Here is a 15,036-nt window from a genome sequence, read left to right on the forward strand (position 1 = left end):
GCATCCCTCCTCGTGAGGGATGTTTTCATTGTGCGCGTGTTGCTTGCCGCGCCTGGTCCAACTTCCCGCACACTTCCTGGGCCGCCTCCAGTACCCGTGGCCCGGCGCGGTTCAGCCAATCCGCATTGACGGTATGGAGCTGCCCGTCGCGCACGGCACGCAGGCGTGGAAAGGCTTTCCAGCGCTCCAGCGGCTGGTCGCGCGCGTCGCCCGCCGTGAGGATCACTTGGGGATCCGCTGCCACGACCGCTTCCACACTGACCGTGGGCGCCAGTTGCGGCAGGTCGGCGAAGATGTTGCGGCCGCCGCACAGGCGCAGTACGGAGGAGACCATGTGCTGGCCGTTGAGCGTCATCAGCGGCTGGCTCCAGATCTGATAGAACACGCTCACCGGCGTACGGCCGCGATATTGCGTTTCCAGCTGCTGCCAACGCGCACGGAAGGCGGTCGCCGCTCCCTGCGCAGTGGCCTCGGTACCGGCCAACTGGCCGAGACGTTCCAGCGAAGAAGCGATCATGCCGAAATCGGCCGGCTGGCTCTCGAAGACGGGAATGCCCAGGCTGCGCAGGCGCGCCAGTTGCAGGGGTTTGTTGCCGCTGTGCCAGGCCACGATGAGATCGGGCTTGAGGCTGGCGATGCGCTCCAGGTCGAGCGCGTTGTAGCCGCCCAGGTTGGGCAGCCGCGCAGCTTGCGGGGGATAGTCGCTGTGATTGCTGGCGCCGACGATCTGTTCGCCCGCGCCGGCCGCGTACAGCAGTTCGGTGACATGCGGCGCCAGGCTGACGATGCGGCGCGCGGGCTGGGGCAGGGTGACGTTCTGGCCCAGGTCATCCTGGACGGTGATGCTCGCCTGGGCCGCGCCGGCGGCCAGCAGTCCGGTGAAGAACAGCAGCCTGGCCGCCAGCGCAGGCATGGATCAGATTTCCAGGTTGTCGATCAGGCGCGTGGCGCCCAGCTTGGCGGCCGACAGCACCACCAGCGGTGCGCCTTGCTCCATGTCCGCAGCCGACGGCGGCTGCAGGTCGATACGCTTGCGCACGGCCACGTAGTCCGGCTGCCAGCCACGGCCGGCCAGGCGTTCCATGGCCAGTTGCTCGACCAGGGCGACGTTGTGCTGGCCGCCGCGCACTTCGTTGGCGACGTCGTTGAGCACCTTGTAGAGCAGCGGCGCTTCGGCGCGTTCTTCCGCCGACAGGTAGCCGTTGCGCGAAGATAGCGCCAAGCCGTCTTCGGCGCGGTAGGTCTCGGCGCCGACGATTTCAGTGGGCAGGGCGAACTGGCGCGCCATGTTGCGAACGATCATGAGCTGCTGGTAATCCTTCTTGCCGAACACGGCCACGCGCGGTTGCACGCAGGAAAACAATTTCATCACCACGGTGGAGACGCCGGTGAAGAAGCCGGGGCGGAATTCGCCCTCCAGGATGTTGCCCAGGTCATTGGGCGGCTGCACGCGGTATTCCTGCGGTTCCGGGTACATGTCCTTTTCGGTCGGGGCGAAGAGCACATAGACGCCTTCCTTTTCCAGCTTCTCGACGTCGGCCTGGAAGGTACGGGGATACTTGTCGAAGTCCTCGTTGGGGCCGAATTGCAAGCGGTTCACGAAGATCGAGGCGACCACCGGGTCGCCATGGGTACGCGCCAGGCGCATCAGGGACAGATGGCCCTCGTGCAGGTTGCCCATGGTGGCCACGAAGGCGGTGCGCAACTGGCCGCGCAGGTGGTCGCGGAGTTCTTCGATGGAGGAAATGATTTTCATGCGGATTCTCTGGTTGCGGGCGGACCGTCGCGTGGCTTGTCGCTCAAGCCTGCGCGGCCCGGCCCCGGTTGCCGGTCGGCTGCGCCCGCTCAGCTGGGCGAGTACGACAGTCTGACATAGATGGGCGCGAAGGCTTCGGCCTGGGTGATTTCGATGAGCGTCTCCTTGGCCAGTTCAAGCAGGGCGATGAAGTTGACCACCACCACCGGTACCCCGCGCGAGGGATCGAAGAGGTCCGAGAACTCGACGAAACGCGCCGACTGCAGGCGCCGCAAGATGCCCGTCATGTGCTCGCGCACGGACAATTCTTCGCGGCTGATGTGGTGATGCTGGGTCAGCTTGGCGCGCTTCAAGATATCGGCCCAGACCGCCTTGAGGTCATCGATGTCAACCTCGGGCCAGCGCGTGACCACGGTCTGCTCGATGTGGACCTGGGTGCGCACGTAGTCGCGGCCGACCTGCGGCAACTGGTCCAGCTCCTGGGCGGCCAGCTTGATCTGTTCATATTCCAGCAGGCGGCGTACCAGCTCGGCGCGCGGATCTTCCGGCTCCTCGCCGGGCTCGGCCTTCTTGGCCGGCAGCAGCATGCGCGACTTGATTTCGATGAGCATGGCGGCCATCAGCAGGTACTCGGCGGCCAGTTCCAGGTTCTGCTTGCGGATCTGCTCGACGTACTCCAGGTATTGCGCGGTGACCTGCGCCAGCGGGATGTCGAGGATGTTGAAGTTCTGCTTGCGGATCAGGTAGAGCAGCAGGTCCAGCGGACCCTGGAAGGCTTCCAGGAAGACCTCCAGCGCATCCGGCGGGATGTAGAGGTCATTGGGCAGCTGGAACAGCGGTTCGCCGTACAGGCGCGCCAATGCCACGCCGTCGATCACGTCGGGCGTGGTGTCCTGCTGGCCTGCGGGGGTGATGTCGATGGCGTCGGCGCTGGGTTCCGCGCCGGGCTGGCCGGCGGGGTCGGCGCCACCTGCTTGAACCGTCATGCGAACAGCTTAGTGGCTCTGGTAGACGTAGGGCTGCTGGGCCACGCGCGAAGCCTTGTCACGGGCGGACTTGTCCAGGTCCAGCGGTTCCTTGTCCCACAGCAGGGCGCGGCCGGCGCGTTGGGACTCTTCCAGCTTCGGGTTCTTCGTCTTCAGTTCGTCGATGAACTGGGTGATTTCAGATACGTAGGTGGTCTTTTTTCCGAAGAGCATGATATTTTCAGGCCAAATGTTACACAGAAGCCGTATTTTACCTTGTCTTCATCAGGGATAATCAATTACCTATGCGTGAACCCATCTTCACCCGCCTGCGTCGCCACGCCGGTCATTTCGGCGCTTTGCTTGCTGCTTTGGCCCTGTTTGGCTGCGACCGCAACGGCAATCCCATCGAGGAGTTCGGTTTGGACAAGCTGCAAAAGGGTGTTTCCAGCGAAGCCGACGTGCGCGGCGTGATGGGCCAGCCCGATACCGTCTGGGAAGACGGTGGCGGCGCCAGGACCCTGGAATATCCCAAGGGGCCGGAAGGCATCCGGACCTGGATGTTCCGCATCGGGGCTTCCGGCACCTTGATCGATTACACGCAGGTGCTGACCCAGGAGCATTTCGACACTATCCGTCCAGGCATGACTACCGAGCAGATCCGCCGCGAATTTGGCCGGCCGCGCAGCGTAGTGCAGTTCGCCCGCAAGAATGAGGAAGTGTGGGACTGGAAGTATCACTACGTGCACGAGGACCGGCTCTTCAACGTGCATTTCGACATCACGACCAAGCAAGTCGTGCGTACCTCGATTTCTGAAATTTCGGGCCACTGAACCGCTACGGGTTCAGCGTATCCCCGCCCGCATGAACGACTGCACGAACTGCCGCTGGAACAGCAGGAACGCCAGCAGCAGGGGGGCTGAGGTCATCAGCGTAGCCGCCGTAATGATGGACCAGTCTACCCCCTGGTCGGTGGAGGAGAACACCTGCAGCCCCACCGTCAGCGGGCGCGATTCCACCGAATTGGTCACGATCAGCGGCCAGAGGAAGTTGTTCCAGTGGGTGCTCACCGAGACCAGCCCGAAAGCGATATAGATCGGCCTGGCCAGCGGCACATACACCTGCATCAGGATCTGCCAGGCTGATGCTCCCTCGACGGTGGCGGCTTCATCCAGCTCGCGCGGCACCGTCTTGAAGGTCTGGCGCAGCAGGAAGATGCCGAAGGCCGAGGCGAAGTAGGGCAGGCCGATCGAGAGGATGGTGTCGCGCAGGCCCAGCAGGTTCATGGTCTGGTAGTTCTCCACGATCAGGATGTCGGGCATCACCATCAGTTGCAGCAGTACCAGCATGAACATCACATTGCTGCCCCGAAAAGTGAAGCGGGCAAACGCATACGCGGCCAGGGTGGCCAATACCAGTTGGGCTGCCAGGATCATCGTCACCAGCAGGAAGGTGTTGAGGAAGTAGCGCGGAAAAGGTGCAGCTTGCCAGGCGTTGGCGAAGTTCTGCAGCGTCAGCGGTGCATCCGGCACGAAGCGGGTGGCGTAGGCGGCCGGATGGAAGGCCGTCCACAGCGCATACAGCAGCGGCAGCAGCCACAGCAGTGCCAGCACCCAGGCGGAGACGGTCTCCAGCGCGCGATGGCGTTCGGCAAAAGGCGAGGTGGGCGCGATCATTGGTAGTGGGTCCTGCGGTCAAGTACACGAAACTTCACCAGAGCAATCAGTCCCAAGAGGGCCAGCAGCACTACCGTCAGGGCTGCGGCGTAGGAAGAATCCCAGAAGGCGAAGCCAACTTCATAGATGTAATACAGCAGCAGGGAACTGGCATTGTCCGGTCCGCCCTTGGTCATCACCACGATGTGGTCGACCAGGCGGAAGGCGTTGATGAGCGCATTGATCAGCACGAAGAGCGTGGTGGGCATGAGCAGCGGGAACTGCACGCGCCAGAAGTATTGCCAGCGCGATGCGCCCTCCAGTGCGGCCGCTTCGGCCAGCACCGGCGAGATCTGCTGCAGGGCGGCCAGGTAGAAGATCATGAAGAAACCGGCTTCCTTCCACACCGCCACCACCATCAGCGCCCCCAGCACGGTCTGCGGATTGCCCAGCCAGTTGTGCGAGGGCAGGCCCAGCGCACCGGTGATCTGCTCCAGCAAGCCGTATTGCGGGGTGTAGAAGAACAGCCAGATATTGGCCACCGCGATCATGGGCAGCACGGTCGGCGTGAAATAGGCCAGGCGCAGTACGCCGCGCCCGGCCAGTTTCTCGTTGACCCACAGCGCCATCAGGATGGCCAGGGCAATGGCCAGCGGAATGGTGCCGAGGGCGAACCAGAGGTTGTTGCACAGGGCCTGCCAGAACACCGGATCCTCCGCCATCAGCCGGTAATTCTCCAGCCCGACGAAGACCGCCGGGCGGGCTCCCTTGGGCGTGGAGAAGACGCTGTGCCAGAGCGTGGCCAGCGCCGGGTAATGCGTGAAGGCGATCAGCAGCACCATGGCTGGTGACAGCAGCAGCCAGGGCAGCACGGTGGAGGGCAGGCGTTTCATCGGCAGGCCTTGTGCAACGGAGCGCGCTTAGCGGCCGTAGGCGCGCAGGATGCGCTCGGCTTCGCGCTGGGCATCCTTCAGGGCGGCCTCCGGTGTCTTGGTGCCGGAGAGTGCTGCCTGCAGGTTGTCGTTCAGGGCCTTGGTCACGCGCTGGTTGTCATGGGTGGACAGTTCAGCCACGCCGTACTTCATCTGCTCGCGCGCCACGTCGGCGGCCGGCACTTCCTGCAAATATTTCTTCATTTCCGGGGTATCCCAGGCATCCTGGCGCGGGGCCACATATCCGGTGGCAATGGACCACTGCGCCGCGCGCGCCGGTTCGGTGGCGAAGCGGATGAACTTCATGGCGGCCTGCTGCTCGGCCGGCGAGGTCTTGTTGAAGACGTAGAAGTTGCCGCCGCCGGTGGGGCTGCCAGGGTGCTTGATGCCCGGCAGCATGGCCACGCCGAAGGGGAAGCTGGCGTTGGTGCGGATGTTGGTCAGGTTGCCGGTGGTGGTCCAGACCATGGCAGCCTTCTGCTCCAGGAAGTCCTTGGGTGTGGTGCCCCACTCGATGGAGCCGGCCGGCATCACCTTGTCTTTGGTGGTCAGGTCGACCCAGTGCTGCAGGGCCTGCACGGCGCCCGGCTTGTCGAAGTAGGTCTTGGTGCCGGCGCTGTTCATGAGGATCGTGTCATTGGAAGCGGTCATGGCCTGGAACATCCAGTAGCCGAAGCCGGTGGAAGGAATCTTCACGCCCCACTGGCTGACGTTGCCGGCGGCATCGCGCTTGGTCAGCTTTTTGGCGGCTTCCACCATCTCGTTCCAGTTGGCCGGGGCTTTCTCCGGGTTCAGGCCGGCTTCCTTGAACAGGGTCTTGTTGTAGTACATCACGATGGTCGAGCGCTGGAAGGGAATGCCCCAGGTCTTGCCGTCGGTCTGGCTGTTTTCCATGAAGCCCTTGTAGAAGCCGTCGATCCACTTCTTGTCCTCGGCGCTGCTGGCCAGGCTGTCGATGGGGACGATGGCGTTCTCGTCGATCAGGGTGAAGAGGTCGGTCGAGAGCAGCACGGCCAGGGTCGGCGGGGTGCCGCCCTTGAAGGCAGTCAGCGCCTTGACGATGCTTTCCTGGTAGGTGCCGGCATAGATGGCCTTGACCTTGATGTCGGGATTGGCCTTCTCGAAATCGGCCACCATGCTGTCGATGGTCTTGGTGACCGCGCCGCCCACGGCGACCGGGTAATAGAAGCTGATCTCGACCGGATTGGCGGCCAGTACCGGCGCACAGAAGGCGGCTGAGACAGCCAGGGCGGCCAAGGACTTGAGGAAGGTTCTACGCATGATGCATCTCCATGAGGTGGATGGGTTGGCTTGCTGCGGAAATCGTCGGGGGAGGGATCAGGCGCGGCGCAGGCCGCTTTCCTGGTCGAAGAAATACTGGTGGCGGGTATCCCAGGCCAGGTGGATCGCTGCGCCTGCGTCGAACCGGTGTTGCCCGGGCGCGCGCACCAGCAGCGAGGCGCTGCCGATGCGGGCGCCGATGATGGTGTCGGCACCGAAGTATTCGACCGTCTCCACCAAGGCGGGCGCGGTGGCCTCGCTGGCACCGGCCAGGCGGATATGTTCAGGGCGCAGCCCGAGTTGCCGCGGTGTCTGGCCGAGCTCGCGCAGCACCACATTGCTGCCGGCGATGGCCAGGCCTTGTGCATGGGATTGCAGGGGCAGCAGGTTCATCGGCGGCGTACCGATGAAGCGGGCCGCAAAGGCCGTGGCCGGCTGGGCGTAGAGATCGGCGGGCGCAGCGTCCTGTTCGATACGGCCTTCGCGCAGCAGGATCACCTGGTCGGCCATGCTCATGGCTTCGGTCTGGTCGTGGGTGACGTAGACCATGGTCATGTTCAGCTGCTGCTGCAGGGCACGGATTTCGCGGCGCATTTCCTGGCGCAGCTGCGCGTCGAGGTTGGAGAGCGGCTCATCCATCAGGCACACCGGCGCATCGGCGATGATGGCGCGGCCCAGCGCCACGCGCTGCTGCTGGCCGCCGGAGAGCTGCCCGGGGCGGCGTTCCAGCAGGTGCGACAGGCCGAGGATGTCGGCCACGCGCTTCAGGCGTGCTGCGTAGCCGGCACGCGGCTCCTTGCGTACGCGCACACCGAAGAGGATGTTCTCGCGCACGCTCAGGTGCGGGAACAGCGCATACGACTGGAACACCATGGAAATCTTGCGCTGGGCCGGGGGCAGTTGCGTGACGTCGCGTCCGCCGATGTGGATGCTGCCGGAGCTGGGTTTGTCCAGCCCCGCGATCAGGCGCAGGGTGGTCGACTTGCCGCAGCCCGAAGGTCCCAGCAGGACGGTGAACTGCCCCGACTTGACCTCGAAATCGATGTTGCTCACCGCCTGGGCTTGACCCCAGTGCTTGCAGACGCCCTGCAAGGAGATGGCTGCCATGATGGTGTCCTCGTGGAGATGCGATCACGCCGCCGCGCCGCTGCGGATCTGCTCTACCAGCAGGCGCGCGCTCGGTTCGTCGATGATCAGTTCGTTGATGAAGCCGCCGCGCAGCGCGGCCTTGAGGCCCGGCAGCTTGCCGGTACCGGAAACCACGCACAGCGCATGCGCGGCACGCGTAAAGCACTCCATGTCCGGACCGCTGTTGCGGGCATTGAAGGCCACATCGCGCCAGCTGCCATCGGCGCGGAAGAAGACGGTGGCGATGTCGCCGACCAGGCCTTCATCGCGCAGGATCTGGCGTTCTTCTTCACCCAGATAGCCGGCGGTATGGATGTAGCTGCCAGTGGCCTCGGCGCCGATGGAGAACAGCAGGATGGAGGCGCGCTCCTGCAGGTCGCGGATGGCCTTGATGCTTTTTTCGCGCCACAGCGCCGTGCGCGTTTCGGGATAGTCGAAGAAGGCCGGCACCGGCAGGTGATGGGCGCGCGCACCGTAGTTCTGGGCAAAGCGCGAGACGATGGATTCGCTGAAGCTGTTGATGAAGCTGGCACCGCTGCCGGAACCATTGAGCGCCACCACATCGACATCGTGCACATGGCGCGGCAGCAGCTGGTCGGCGATCTGCGCCACGGTGGTCCCCCAGGCGAGGCCGATGATGGTGCCGGGGGTGACCAGCGAGTTGACGTAGGCGGCAGCGTGGCAGGTCACCCGCTGCAGGGTTTCCTTGTCGGTCGCGGCCGCAGCCACGGGCACGACCTGGATCGAGCGCAGGCGATAGTGATGGGCAATGGCTGCTTCCAGGCTGCCGGAGACTTGCTGCGGATCGTGGACGCGGATTTCCACCAGGCCACGATCCAGGGCGAAGGACAGCAGGCGCGAGACGGTTGCGCGCGAGGTACCGATTTCATCAGCAATCGCGGCGGTGGTCATGTTCTGGAAGTAGTAGAGCCGCGCTACGCGTACCGCCATGTAGGCAGTTTCCTGTCTATCCCCTTGGGCCATTGTTATTGTGCTTACCAGTGAATGTGAACTTGTGGCGCATGCCCTCGGACTGCCCCCCCGGCAGGCCAGGCGGGCTGGGCCTCCTGACAACGTTTTCACGATGGTAGCGAGCGATTGTTACCGCTTGATGAACAAACGTTCCAATTTGCCGCAGCGGCGGCGGGGCAAAAGAAAAGCGACGCACCAGGCGTCGCTTTCAGAAGGGATCACATGAGGGGAACATCAGTGCCGCATCACCCGCCGCATCACGATGGGCGGGGCTTCCTGCGGATTGGCGCGGGTGTATTCCAGCTCCGGCGCGATCTCGAAGCCGAAGGCCGCATACAGGTCTACCAACTGCGCTTGATCGGTCCGTACCGCCAGCCGCAATTCGCGCACATCAGCCGACTGGGCACGATGGATCAGGGCCTCCATCAAGTGCTGGGACAAGCGCTCACCGCGAAACGCCGGGGCGATGCCCATGCGGCGGATTTCCCAGACGTCGCTTTCGGTGTCCAGGGGAAGCCAGCGCACCGAGCCGGCTGGCGTCTCGCCGCTGAGCAGGATGAAGGCGCCGCCATGCTGCAAGTCTTCCTGCACATGGTCGGGCGCTTCGCGGTGGCCCGAGGAACTGGGCGCCACCTTGTTGGCCCAGCTGTGACGGGTCAGTTCGGCGATCAGGCTGGCATCTTCCGAGGTGGCTTCACGTATCACCAGGTTCATGACGATCTTTCCTCCTGCACAGGCAATCGGCGGCGCATGCCTTAGCGCACGCGCATGCCCGGCTCGGCACCCGGCCAGGGGTTGAGCACGTAGATGCCCGGATTGGTCTTCTCATCCTTGGCGGATGCGGCCAGCACCATGCCCTCGGAGACGCCGAACTTCATCTTGCGCGGTGCCAGGTTGGCGACCATCACGGTCAGCTTGCCGACCAGGTCTTCCGGCTTGTAGGCCGAGGCGATGCCGGAGAAGACATTGCGGGTACGGCCTTCGCCGGCATCCAGGGTCAGGCGCAGCAGCTTGGTGGAGCCTTCCACGGCCTCGCAGTTGACGATCTTGGCGATGCGCAGGTCGATCTTGGCGAAGTCATCGATGGAGATTTCCGGCGCCAGTTCTTCGATGGCGCTTTCTGTCGCTGCGGGGGCGGCGGCAGGCGCTTCCGGCGCTTCGAACAGGGCATCCAGCATCTTGGGATCGACGCGCTGCATCAGGTGCGAATAGGCATTGATGACATGGCCGTCGGCCAGCGGCGCGGCCACATCGTTCCACTGGAAGGGCTGGACCTGCAGGAAGGCTTCCACCTGGGCGGCCAGTTGCGGCAGCACCGGCTTGAGGTAGATGGTCAGGATACGGAAGGCTTCCAGCAGGCGGCTGCAGACTTCGTGCAGTTGCGCATCCTTGCTGCTGTCCTTGGCCAGTTCCCAGGGCTTGTTGGCGTCTACATAGGCGTTGATGGCGTCGGCTTGCTCCATCACCAGGCGCAGGGCCTTGCCGTATTCGCGTTGCTCGTAGAGGCTGCGGATCTCTTCAGCCACGCCGCGCAGCTTGGCCAGGAAGGCGTCATCGGCAGTGGCCCACTGGGTCGAGACGCGGCCTTCGAAGCGCTTGGCGATGAAGCCGGCAGCGCGGCTGGCGATGTTGACGTACTTGCCGATCAGGTCGGCATTGACACGGGCGACGAAGTCGTCCGGGTTGAAGTCCACGTCTTCCACCTTGGCATTCAACTTGGCGGCGATGTAGTAACGCAGCCATTCCGGGTTCATGCCGATGTCCAGGTAGCGCAGCGGCGAGATGCCGGTGCCGCGCGACTTGGACATCTTCTCGCCGCTGACCGTGATGAAGCCGTGGGCGAAGACGTTGTTGGGCGTCTTGCGGCCGGCGAACTTGAGCATGGCGGGCCAGAACAGGGTGTGGAAGTAGGTGATGTCCTTGCCGATGAAGTGGTACTGCTCGGTCTTGTCATCGGCCATGAAGGCGTCGAAATCGCGGCCGGTCTTGACGAAGTAATTTTTCAGCGAGGCCAGGTAGCCGATCGGCGCGTCCAGCCAGACGTAGAAGTACTTGCCCGGTGCGTCGGGGATCTCGATACCGAAATAGGGCGCGTCGCGGCTGATGTCCCAGTCGCCCAGGCCGCCTTCGCCGTCCAGCCATTCGCGCGCCTTGTTGGCCACTTCCGGCTGCAGGCGGTTGCTGTCCAGTGCCCATTCGCGCAGGAAGGCGACGCACTTCGGATCCGAGAGCTTGAAGAAGAAATGTTCAGACGACTTCATCACGGGCGTTGCGCCCGACAGCGTCGAGTAAGGATTCTTCAGGTCGGTCGGCGAATAGACGGCGCTGCAGTTCTCGCAGGAGTCACCGTACTGGTCCTTGGTGCCGCACTTGGGGCATTCACCCTTGATGTAGCGATCCGGCAGGAACATGTTCTTCACCGGATCATAGAACTGGTCGATGGTCTTGGTGGAGATCAGCTTGGCCTCGTCGCGCAGGGCGCGGTAGATCTCCTGCGACAGTTCGTGGTTCTCCGGGCTGTCGGTGGAGCTCCAGTTGTCGAAGGCGATGTGGAAGCCATCCAGGTACTGCTTGCGGCCGGCAGCGATGTTGGCCACGAACTGCTGCGGCGTGATGCCGGCCTTTTCGGCGGCGATCATGATGGGCGCGCCGTGGGCGTCGTCGGCACCGACGAAGTGCACCTCATTGCCCTGCATTCGCTGGAACCGGACCCAGATATCGGCCTGGATGTATTCCATGATGTGGCCGATGTGGAAAGCGCCGTTGGCGTAGGGGAGTGCGGTCGTGACGAAGAGTTGGCGAGGTGCGGAAGTGCTCATTGGCGATACGGACGATGCAAGTAGGTTAAGGCGCGTGCGCGCCGAAATAGCAAGAAAGCTGCAAGAAAACTGCCTTGAAAGAGGGGCATTCTATCAGCCACAGGGCTTTGGGCGCAGTAGTTGCTCCATTCCAATCAAAGTGAAGCCTTTTGCAAGGGTGGTTTGAGCGCCGCACGGGGCGGCGCTGGCGCGATTGGTTTAGACTTGCGGGTTCTGAGCAAGGAGAACCAATGAGCACTACCGTGGAAGAGATCAAGGCGGCCCTGTTGCAGGTGATCGACCCCAATACCGGCAAGGATCTGATCCGGGGCAAGGAAGCCCGCAACATCCGCGTCGAGGGTGGCCGCGTGCTGCTGGACGTGGAGCTGGGCTACCCGGCAGCCAGCCAGATCGCGCCGATCCGCCAGCTGGTCGAAGAGGCGCTGGGCAAGCTGCCCGGCGTGACCGGCGTCGAGGCCAACGTCTATTTCAAGATCGTGGCGCATGCGGTGCAGCGCGGCATCAAGCTCAAGAGCAACGTCAAGAACATCATCGCCGTGGCCTCGGGCAAGGGCGGGGTGGGCAAGTCCACCACCGCCGTGAACCTGGCCCTGGCGCTGTCGGCCGAGGGCGCGCGCGTGGGCATCCTGGATGCCGATATCTATGGACCTTCGCAGCCCATGATGATGGGCATCTCGGGCCAGCCCGAGACCAAGGATGGCAAGACCATGGAGCCGCTGGAGAACCACGGCCTGCAGGTGTCTTCCATCGGTTTCATGATTGATCCGGACGAACCCATGGTCTGGCGCGGCCCCATCGTCACGCAAGCCCTGCAGCAATTGCTGGACCAGACCAACTGGCGCGACCTGGATTACCTGATCGTCGACATGCCGCCGGGCACCGGCGATGTGCAGCTGACCTTGTCGCAGAAGGTGCCGGTCACCGGTGCGGTCATCGTGACCACCCCGCAGGATATTGCGCTGCTGGATGCGCGCAAGGGTTTGCGCATGTTCGAGAAGGTCGGCATCCCCATCCTGGGCATCGTGGAAAACATGAGCATGCACGTCTGTTCCAACTGCGGCCATGCCGAGCCCATCTTTGGCGTGGGCGGTGGCGAGAAGATGTGTGCCGACTTTGGCGTGGATTTCCTGGGCGCCTTGCCGCTGACCATGGAGATCCGCCAGCAGACGGATTCCGGCAAGCCCACCGTGGTGGCTGATCCGGATGGCAAGGTGGCCGAGATCTACAAGGCCATCGCCCGCAAGGTCGCCGTGAAGGTGGCCGAGAAGGCGCGCGACATGACCAGCAAGTTCCCCAGCATCGTGGTGCAGAACGACTGATGCGGGCCTCGGGGCGGGCTGCCGGCATGGCGTGCCGCCCTGCAAAGGCGTTAAAATGACGCCTTTCCGAATTCCTTTGCTTGACCGATGGCCGGCCCTGGCATTCCAGGACCGGCCTGATTTTTACTCGCTATCATGACTGCCACTCAAGTTCGTACCCGTTTCGCTCCCAGCCCCACCGGCTACCTGCACCTGGGCGGCGCCCGCACGGCGCTGTTCTCCTGGGCCTATGCTCGTCGCTTCGGCGGCACTTTCGTGTTGCGCATCGAAGATACCGACGTCGAGCGTTCCACCCCGGAAGCGGTGCAGGCCATCATAGAGGGCATGCAGTGGCTGGGGCTGGAGCATGACGAAGGTCCGTTCTACCAGATGAAGCGCATGGATCGCTATCGCGAAGTGATCGGCCAGATGCTGGAGCAGGGCACGGCCTACTATTGCTATTGCACCCCGGAAGAAGTGGAAGCCATGCGCGAGCGCCAGCGCGCGGCCGGCGAGAAGCCGCGCTACGACGGCACCTGGCGTCCGGAACCGGGCAAGACCCTGCCGGCGATCCCGGAAGGGCGCAAGCCGGTGGTGCGTTTCAAGAATCCGCAGGATGGCGAGGTGAGCTGGAATGACGTGGTCAAGGGCCCCATCACCATCTCCAACCGTGAGCTGGACGACTTGGTGATCGCCCGTCCGGACGGCACGCCGACCTACAACTTCTGTGTGGTGGTCGATGATTGGGACATGAAGATCACCCACGTCATCCGTGGCGACGACCATGTGAACAATACGCCGCGCCAGATCAATATCCTGAAGGCCCTGGGCGGCACGTTGCCCGAGTATGGCCACGTGCCGATGATCCTGGGTGCGGATGGCGAGAAGCTGTCCAAGCGCCACGGTGCGGTCAGCGTGATGGATTATCCTGCCCAGGGTTATCTGCCTGAGGCCATGCTGAACTACCTGGCGCGCCTGGGCTGGAGCCATGGTGACGACGAGATTTTCTCGATGCAGCAGTTCTGCGAATGGTTCGATCTTGATCACCTGACCAAGGCTCCGGCGCAATTCAATCCGGAGAAGCTGAACTGGCTCAACAACCACTACATCAAGCTGGCTGACAACGCCCGTCTGGCTGACCTGGTTCGCCCGTTGCTGCAAGCACAGGGTGCGGTATTCGAGGGTGCGCCTGATCTGGCGGCCGTGATTGCTTTGCTGAAGGATCGCGCCAATACCGTCAACGAGATTGCGGCAGCGGCGCTGATGTTCTATCGCCAGCCGGCCCCGGATGCGGCCCTGGTGGCGCAGCACATTACCGAGGCGATCAAACCGGCGCTGGCTGACTTTGCCCAGCGCGTAGCGACGGTGGCGTGGAGCAAGGAAGCGATTGCGCCCATGATCAAGGAAGTGCTGGCGGCGCACGGCATCAAGATGCCGCAGCTGGCCATGCCGTTGCGCCTGATCGTGGCGGGGCAATTGCAGACGCCGGCCATTGACGCCGTGCTGCAATTGTTTGGCCGTGAGGCTGTACAGGCACGCTTGGCAGCATATCTTTGAAAAAAAGAAATTATTTTTCAAAAAGCTGTTGTCTTTTGAAAAGAGGTATTGCATAATCTCGCTTCTTCGCAACGGGGGTATAGCTCAGCTGGGAGAGCGCTTGCATGGCATGCAAGAGGTCAGCGGTTCGATCCCGCTTACCTCCACCAGCGACCCGCAGATGTTTGGCGGTGATATTTCAGGCGAAGCTTGAAGTGTAGAAACAAGAAGTAATGTGAAGTACCTGCTTGTCCCCTTCGTCTAGAGGCCTAGGACATCACCCTTTCACGGTGAGTACGGGGGTTCGAATCCCCCAGGGGACGCCAGATTTCGATATCTGCGCTGTCACCCAGCAGGCAGCGCAGGTATGTAGCGGTACAGTGTCCCCTTCGTCTAGAGGCCTAGGACATCACCCTTTCACGGTGAGTACGGGGGTTCGAATCCCCCAGGGGACGCCAGGTTTTAAGGCAGTCCGGTTGCCGCCGGGTTGTTTGAAAGTTGAAGTAGTCTGATTGATCAGGCTACCTTGAGGTTGGATAGTCCGGAGTTTGGGACTTTTCCTTTCGCAGGGGGTATAGCTCAGCTGGGAGAGCGCTTGCATGGCATGCAAGAGGTCAGCGGTTCGATCCCGCTTACCTCCACCAGCGACCCGCATGAAAGTGTGGGGTGAATTGGCGGAAGAGCTGATTCGAGG

Annotated in this window: 14 protein-coding genes and 4 tRNA genes; 7 read left to right on the plus strand and 11 right to left on the minus strand. The window is 63.1% G+C overall.

What is annotated here, in order from left to right:
- Positions 1 to 25 precede the first annotated feature (25 nt).
- The 4 genes from FYB76_RS21385 to FYB76_RS21400 form a co-directional block, all read right to left on the minus strand.
- A complete protein-coding gene (locus FYB76_RS21385) occupies positions 26 to 913 on the minus strand; it encodes a cobalamin-binding protein (protein WP_154134972.1) in 888 nt (295 codons plus the stop codon).
- Between the two features lie 3 nt (positions 914 to 916).
- Positions 917 to 1,756 carry a pantoate--beta-alanine ligase gene (panC, locus tag FYB76_RS21390; protein WP_088753262.1) on the minus strand — a complete coding sequence of 280 codons (840 nt, stop codon included), beginning with the start codon at positions 1,754 to 1,756 and terminating at the stop codon, positions 917 to 919.
- Between the two features lie 89 nt (positions 1,757 to 1,845).
- Positions 1,846 to 2,742, minus strand: coding sequence for a ScpA family protein (locus tag FYB76_RS21395; RefSeq protein WP_034337179.1), 897 nt, complete (start codon positions 2,740 to 2,742; stop codon positions 1,846 to 1,848).
- Positions 2,743 to 2,751: 9 nt separating this feature from the next.
- Complete coding sequence (locus tag FYB76_RS21400) at positions 2,752 to 2,955, minus strand: DUF3460 family protein (protein ID WP_034337181.1); 204 nt, start codon at positions 2,953 to 2,955, stop codon at positions 2,752 to 2,754.
- A 71-nt stretch (positions 2,956 to 3,026) separates the two neighbouring features.
- On the opposite strand from FYB76_RS21400, the gene bamE reads away from it, so the two are divergent.
- Positions 3,027 to 3,554 (plus strand): outer membrane protein assembly factor BamE, encoded by a 528-nt coding sequence (gene bamE, locus FYB76_RS21405; RefSeq protein WP_088753264.1) that lies wholly within the window; start codon positions 3,027 to 3,029, stop codon positions 3,552 to 3,554.
- Positions 3,555 to 3,566: 12 nt separating this feature from the next.
- On the opposite strand, the gene FYB76_RS21410 is transcribed toward bamE, so the two are convergent.
- The 7 genes from FYB76_RS21410 to metG form a co-directional block, all read right to left on the minus strand.
- Positions 3,567 to 4,397, minus strand: a complete 831-nt coding sequence (locus FYB76_RS21410; protein WP_154134973.1) for a carbohydrate ABC transporter permease — start codon at positions 4,395 to 4,397, stop codon at positions 3,567 to 3,569.
- Complete coding sequence (locus FYB76_RS21415) at positions 4,394 to 5,269, minus strand: carbohydrate ABC transporter permease (RefSeq protein ID WP_154134974.1); 876 nt, start codon at positions 5,267 to 5,269, stop codon at positions 4,394 to 4,396. The genes FYB76_RS21410 and FYB76_RS21415 overlap by 4 nt, the downstream gene beginning before the upstream one ends.
- Before the next feature lie 27 nt (positions 5,270 to 5,296).
- Positions 5,297 to 6,589 (minus strand): ABC transporter substrate-binding protein, encoded by a 1,293-nt coding sequence (locus FYB76_RS21420; RefSeq protein WP_154134975.1) that lies wholly within the window; start codon positions 6,587 to 6,589, stop codon positions 5,297 to 5,299.
- Positions 6,590 to 6,646: 57 nt separating this feature from the next.
- Positions 6,647 to 7,696, minus strand: a complete 1,050-nt coding sequence (locus FYB76_RS21425; protein WP_154134976.1) for an ABC transporter ATP-binding protein — start codon at positions 7,694 to 7,696, stop codon at positions 6,647 to 6,649.
- A gap of 24 nt (positions 7,697 to 7,720) precedes the next feature.
- The gene (locus FYB76_RS21430; RefSeq protein ID WP_088753273.1) at positions 7,721 to 8,701 is read right to left on the minus strand and encodes a sugar-binding transcriptional regulator; all 981 of its coding nucleotides are present in this window, start codon (positions 8,699 to 8,701) and stop codon (positions 7,721 to 7,723) included.
- Between the two features lie 222 nt (positions 8,702 to 8,923).
- Complete coding sequence (locus FYB76_RS21435) at positions 8,924 to 9,403, minus strand: GNAT family N-acetyltransferase (protein WP_013235036.1); 480 nt, start codon at positions 9,401 to 9,403, stop codon at positions 8,924 to 8,926.
- A gap of 41 nt (positions 9,404 to 9,444) precedes the next feature.
- Positions 9,445 to 11,508, minus strand: a complete 2,064-nt coding sequence (gene metG / locus FYB76_RS21440) for a methionine--tRNA ligase (RefSeq protein WP_154134977.1) — start codon at positions 11,506 to 11,508, stop codon at positions 9,445 to 9,447.
- A gap of 230 nt (positions 11,509 to 11,738) precedes the next feature.
- On the opposite strand from metG, the gene apbC reads away from it, so the two are divergent.
- The 6 genes from apbC to FYB76_RS21470 all read left to right on the plus strand — a co-directional run bounded on the left by apbC (position 11,739) and on the right by FYB76_RS21470 (position 14,986).
- Positions 11,739 to 12,827, plus strand: coding sequence for an iron-sulfur cluster carrier protein ApbC (apbC, locus tag FYB76_RS21445; protein ID WP_154134978.1), 1,089 nt, complete (start codon positions 11,739 to 11,741; stop codon positions 12,825 to 12,827).
- 135 nt (positions 12,828 to 12,962) lie between these two features.
- Entirely contained in the window at positions 12,963 to 14,363 is a 1,401-nt protein-coding gene (gene gltX, locus FYB76_RS21450; RefSeq protein WP_154134979.1) for a glutamate--tRNA ligase, read from the plus strand.
- Positions 14,364 to 14,436: 73 nt separating this feature from the next.
- A tRNA-Ala gene (locus FYB76_RS21455) sits at positions 14,437 to 14,512 on the plus strand.
- A gap of 80 nt (positions 14,513 to 14,592) precedes the next feature.
- Positions 14,593 to 14,668 (plus strand) — tRNA-Glu (locus FYB76_RS21460).
- A 56-nt stretch (positions 14,669 to 14,724) separates the two neighbouring features.
- Positions 14,725 to 14,800: transfer RNA gene (locus FYB76_RS21465), tRNA-Glu, on the plus strand.
- A gap of 110 nt (positions 14,801 to 14,910) precedes the next feature.
- Positions 14,911 to 14,986: transfer RNA gene (locus tag FYB76_RS21470), tRNA-Ala, on the plus strand.
- Positions 14,987 to 15,036: the final 50 nt, after the last annotated feature.

The sequence above is a fragment of the Herbaspirillum sp. CAH-3 genome, assembly GCF_009668275.1.
Classification (GTDB): Bacteria; Pseudomonadota; Gammaproteobacteria; order Burkholderiales; family Burkholderiaceae_D; genus Herbaspirillum; species Herbaspirillum aquaticum.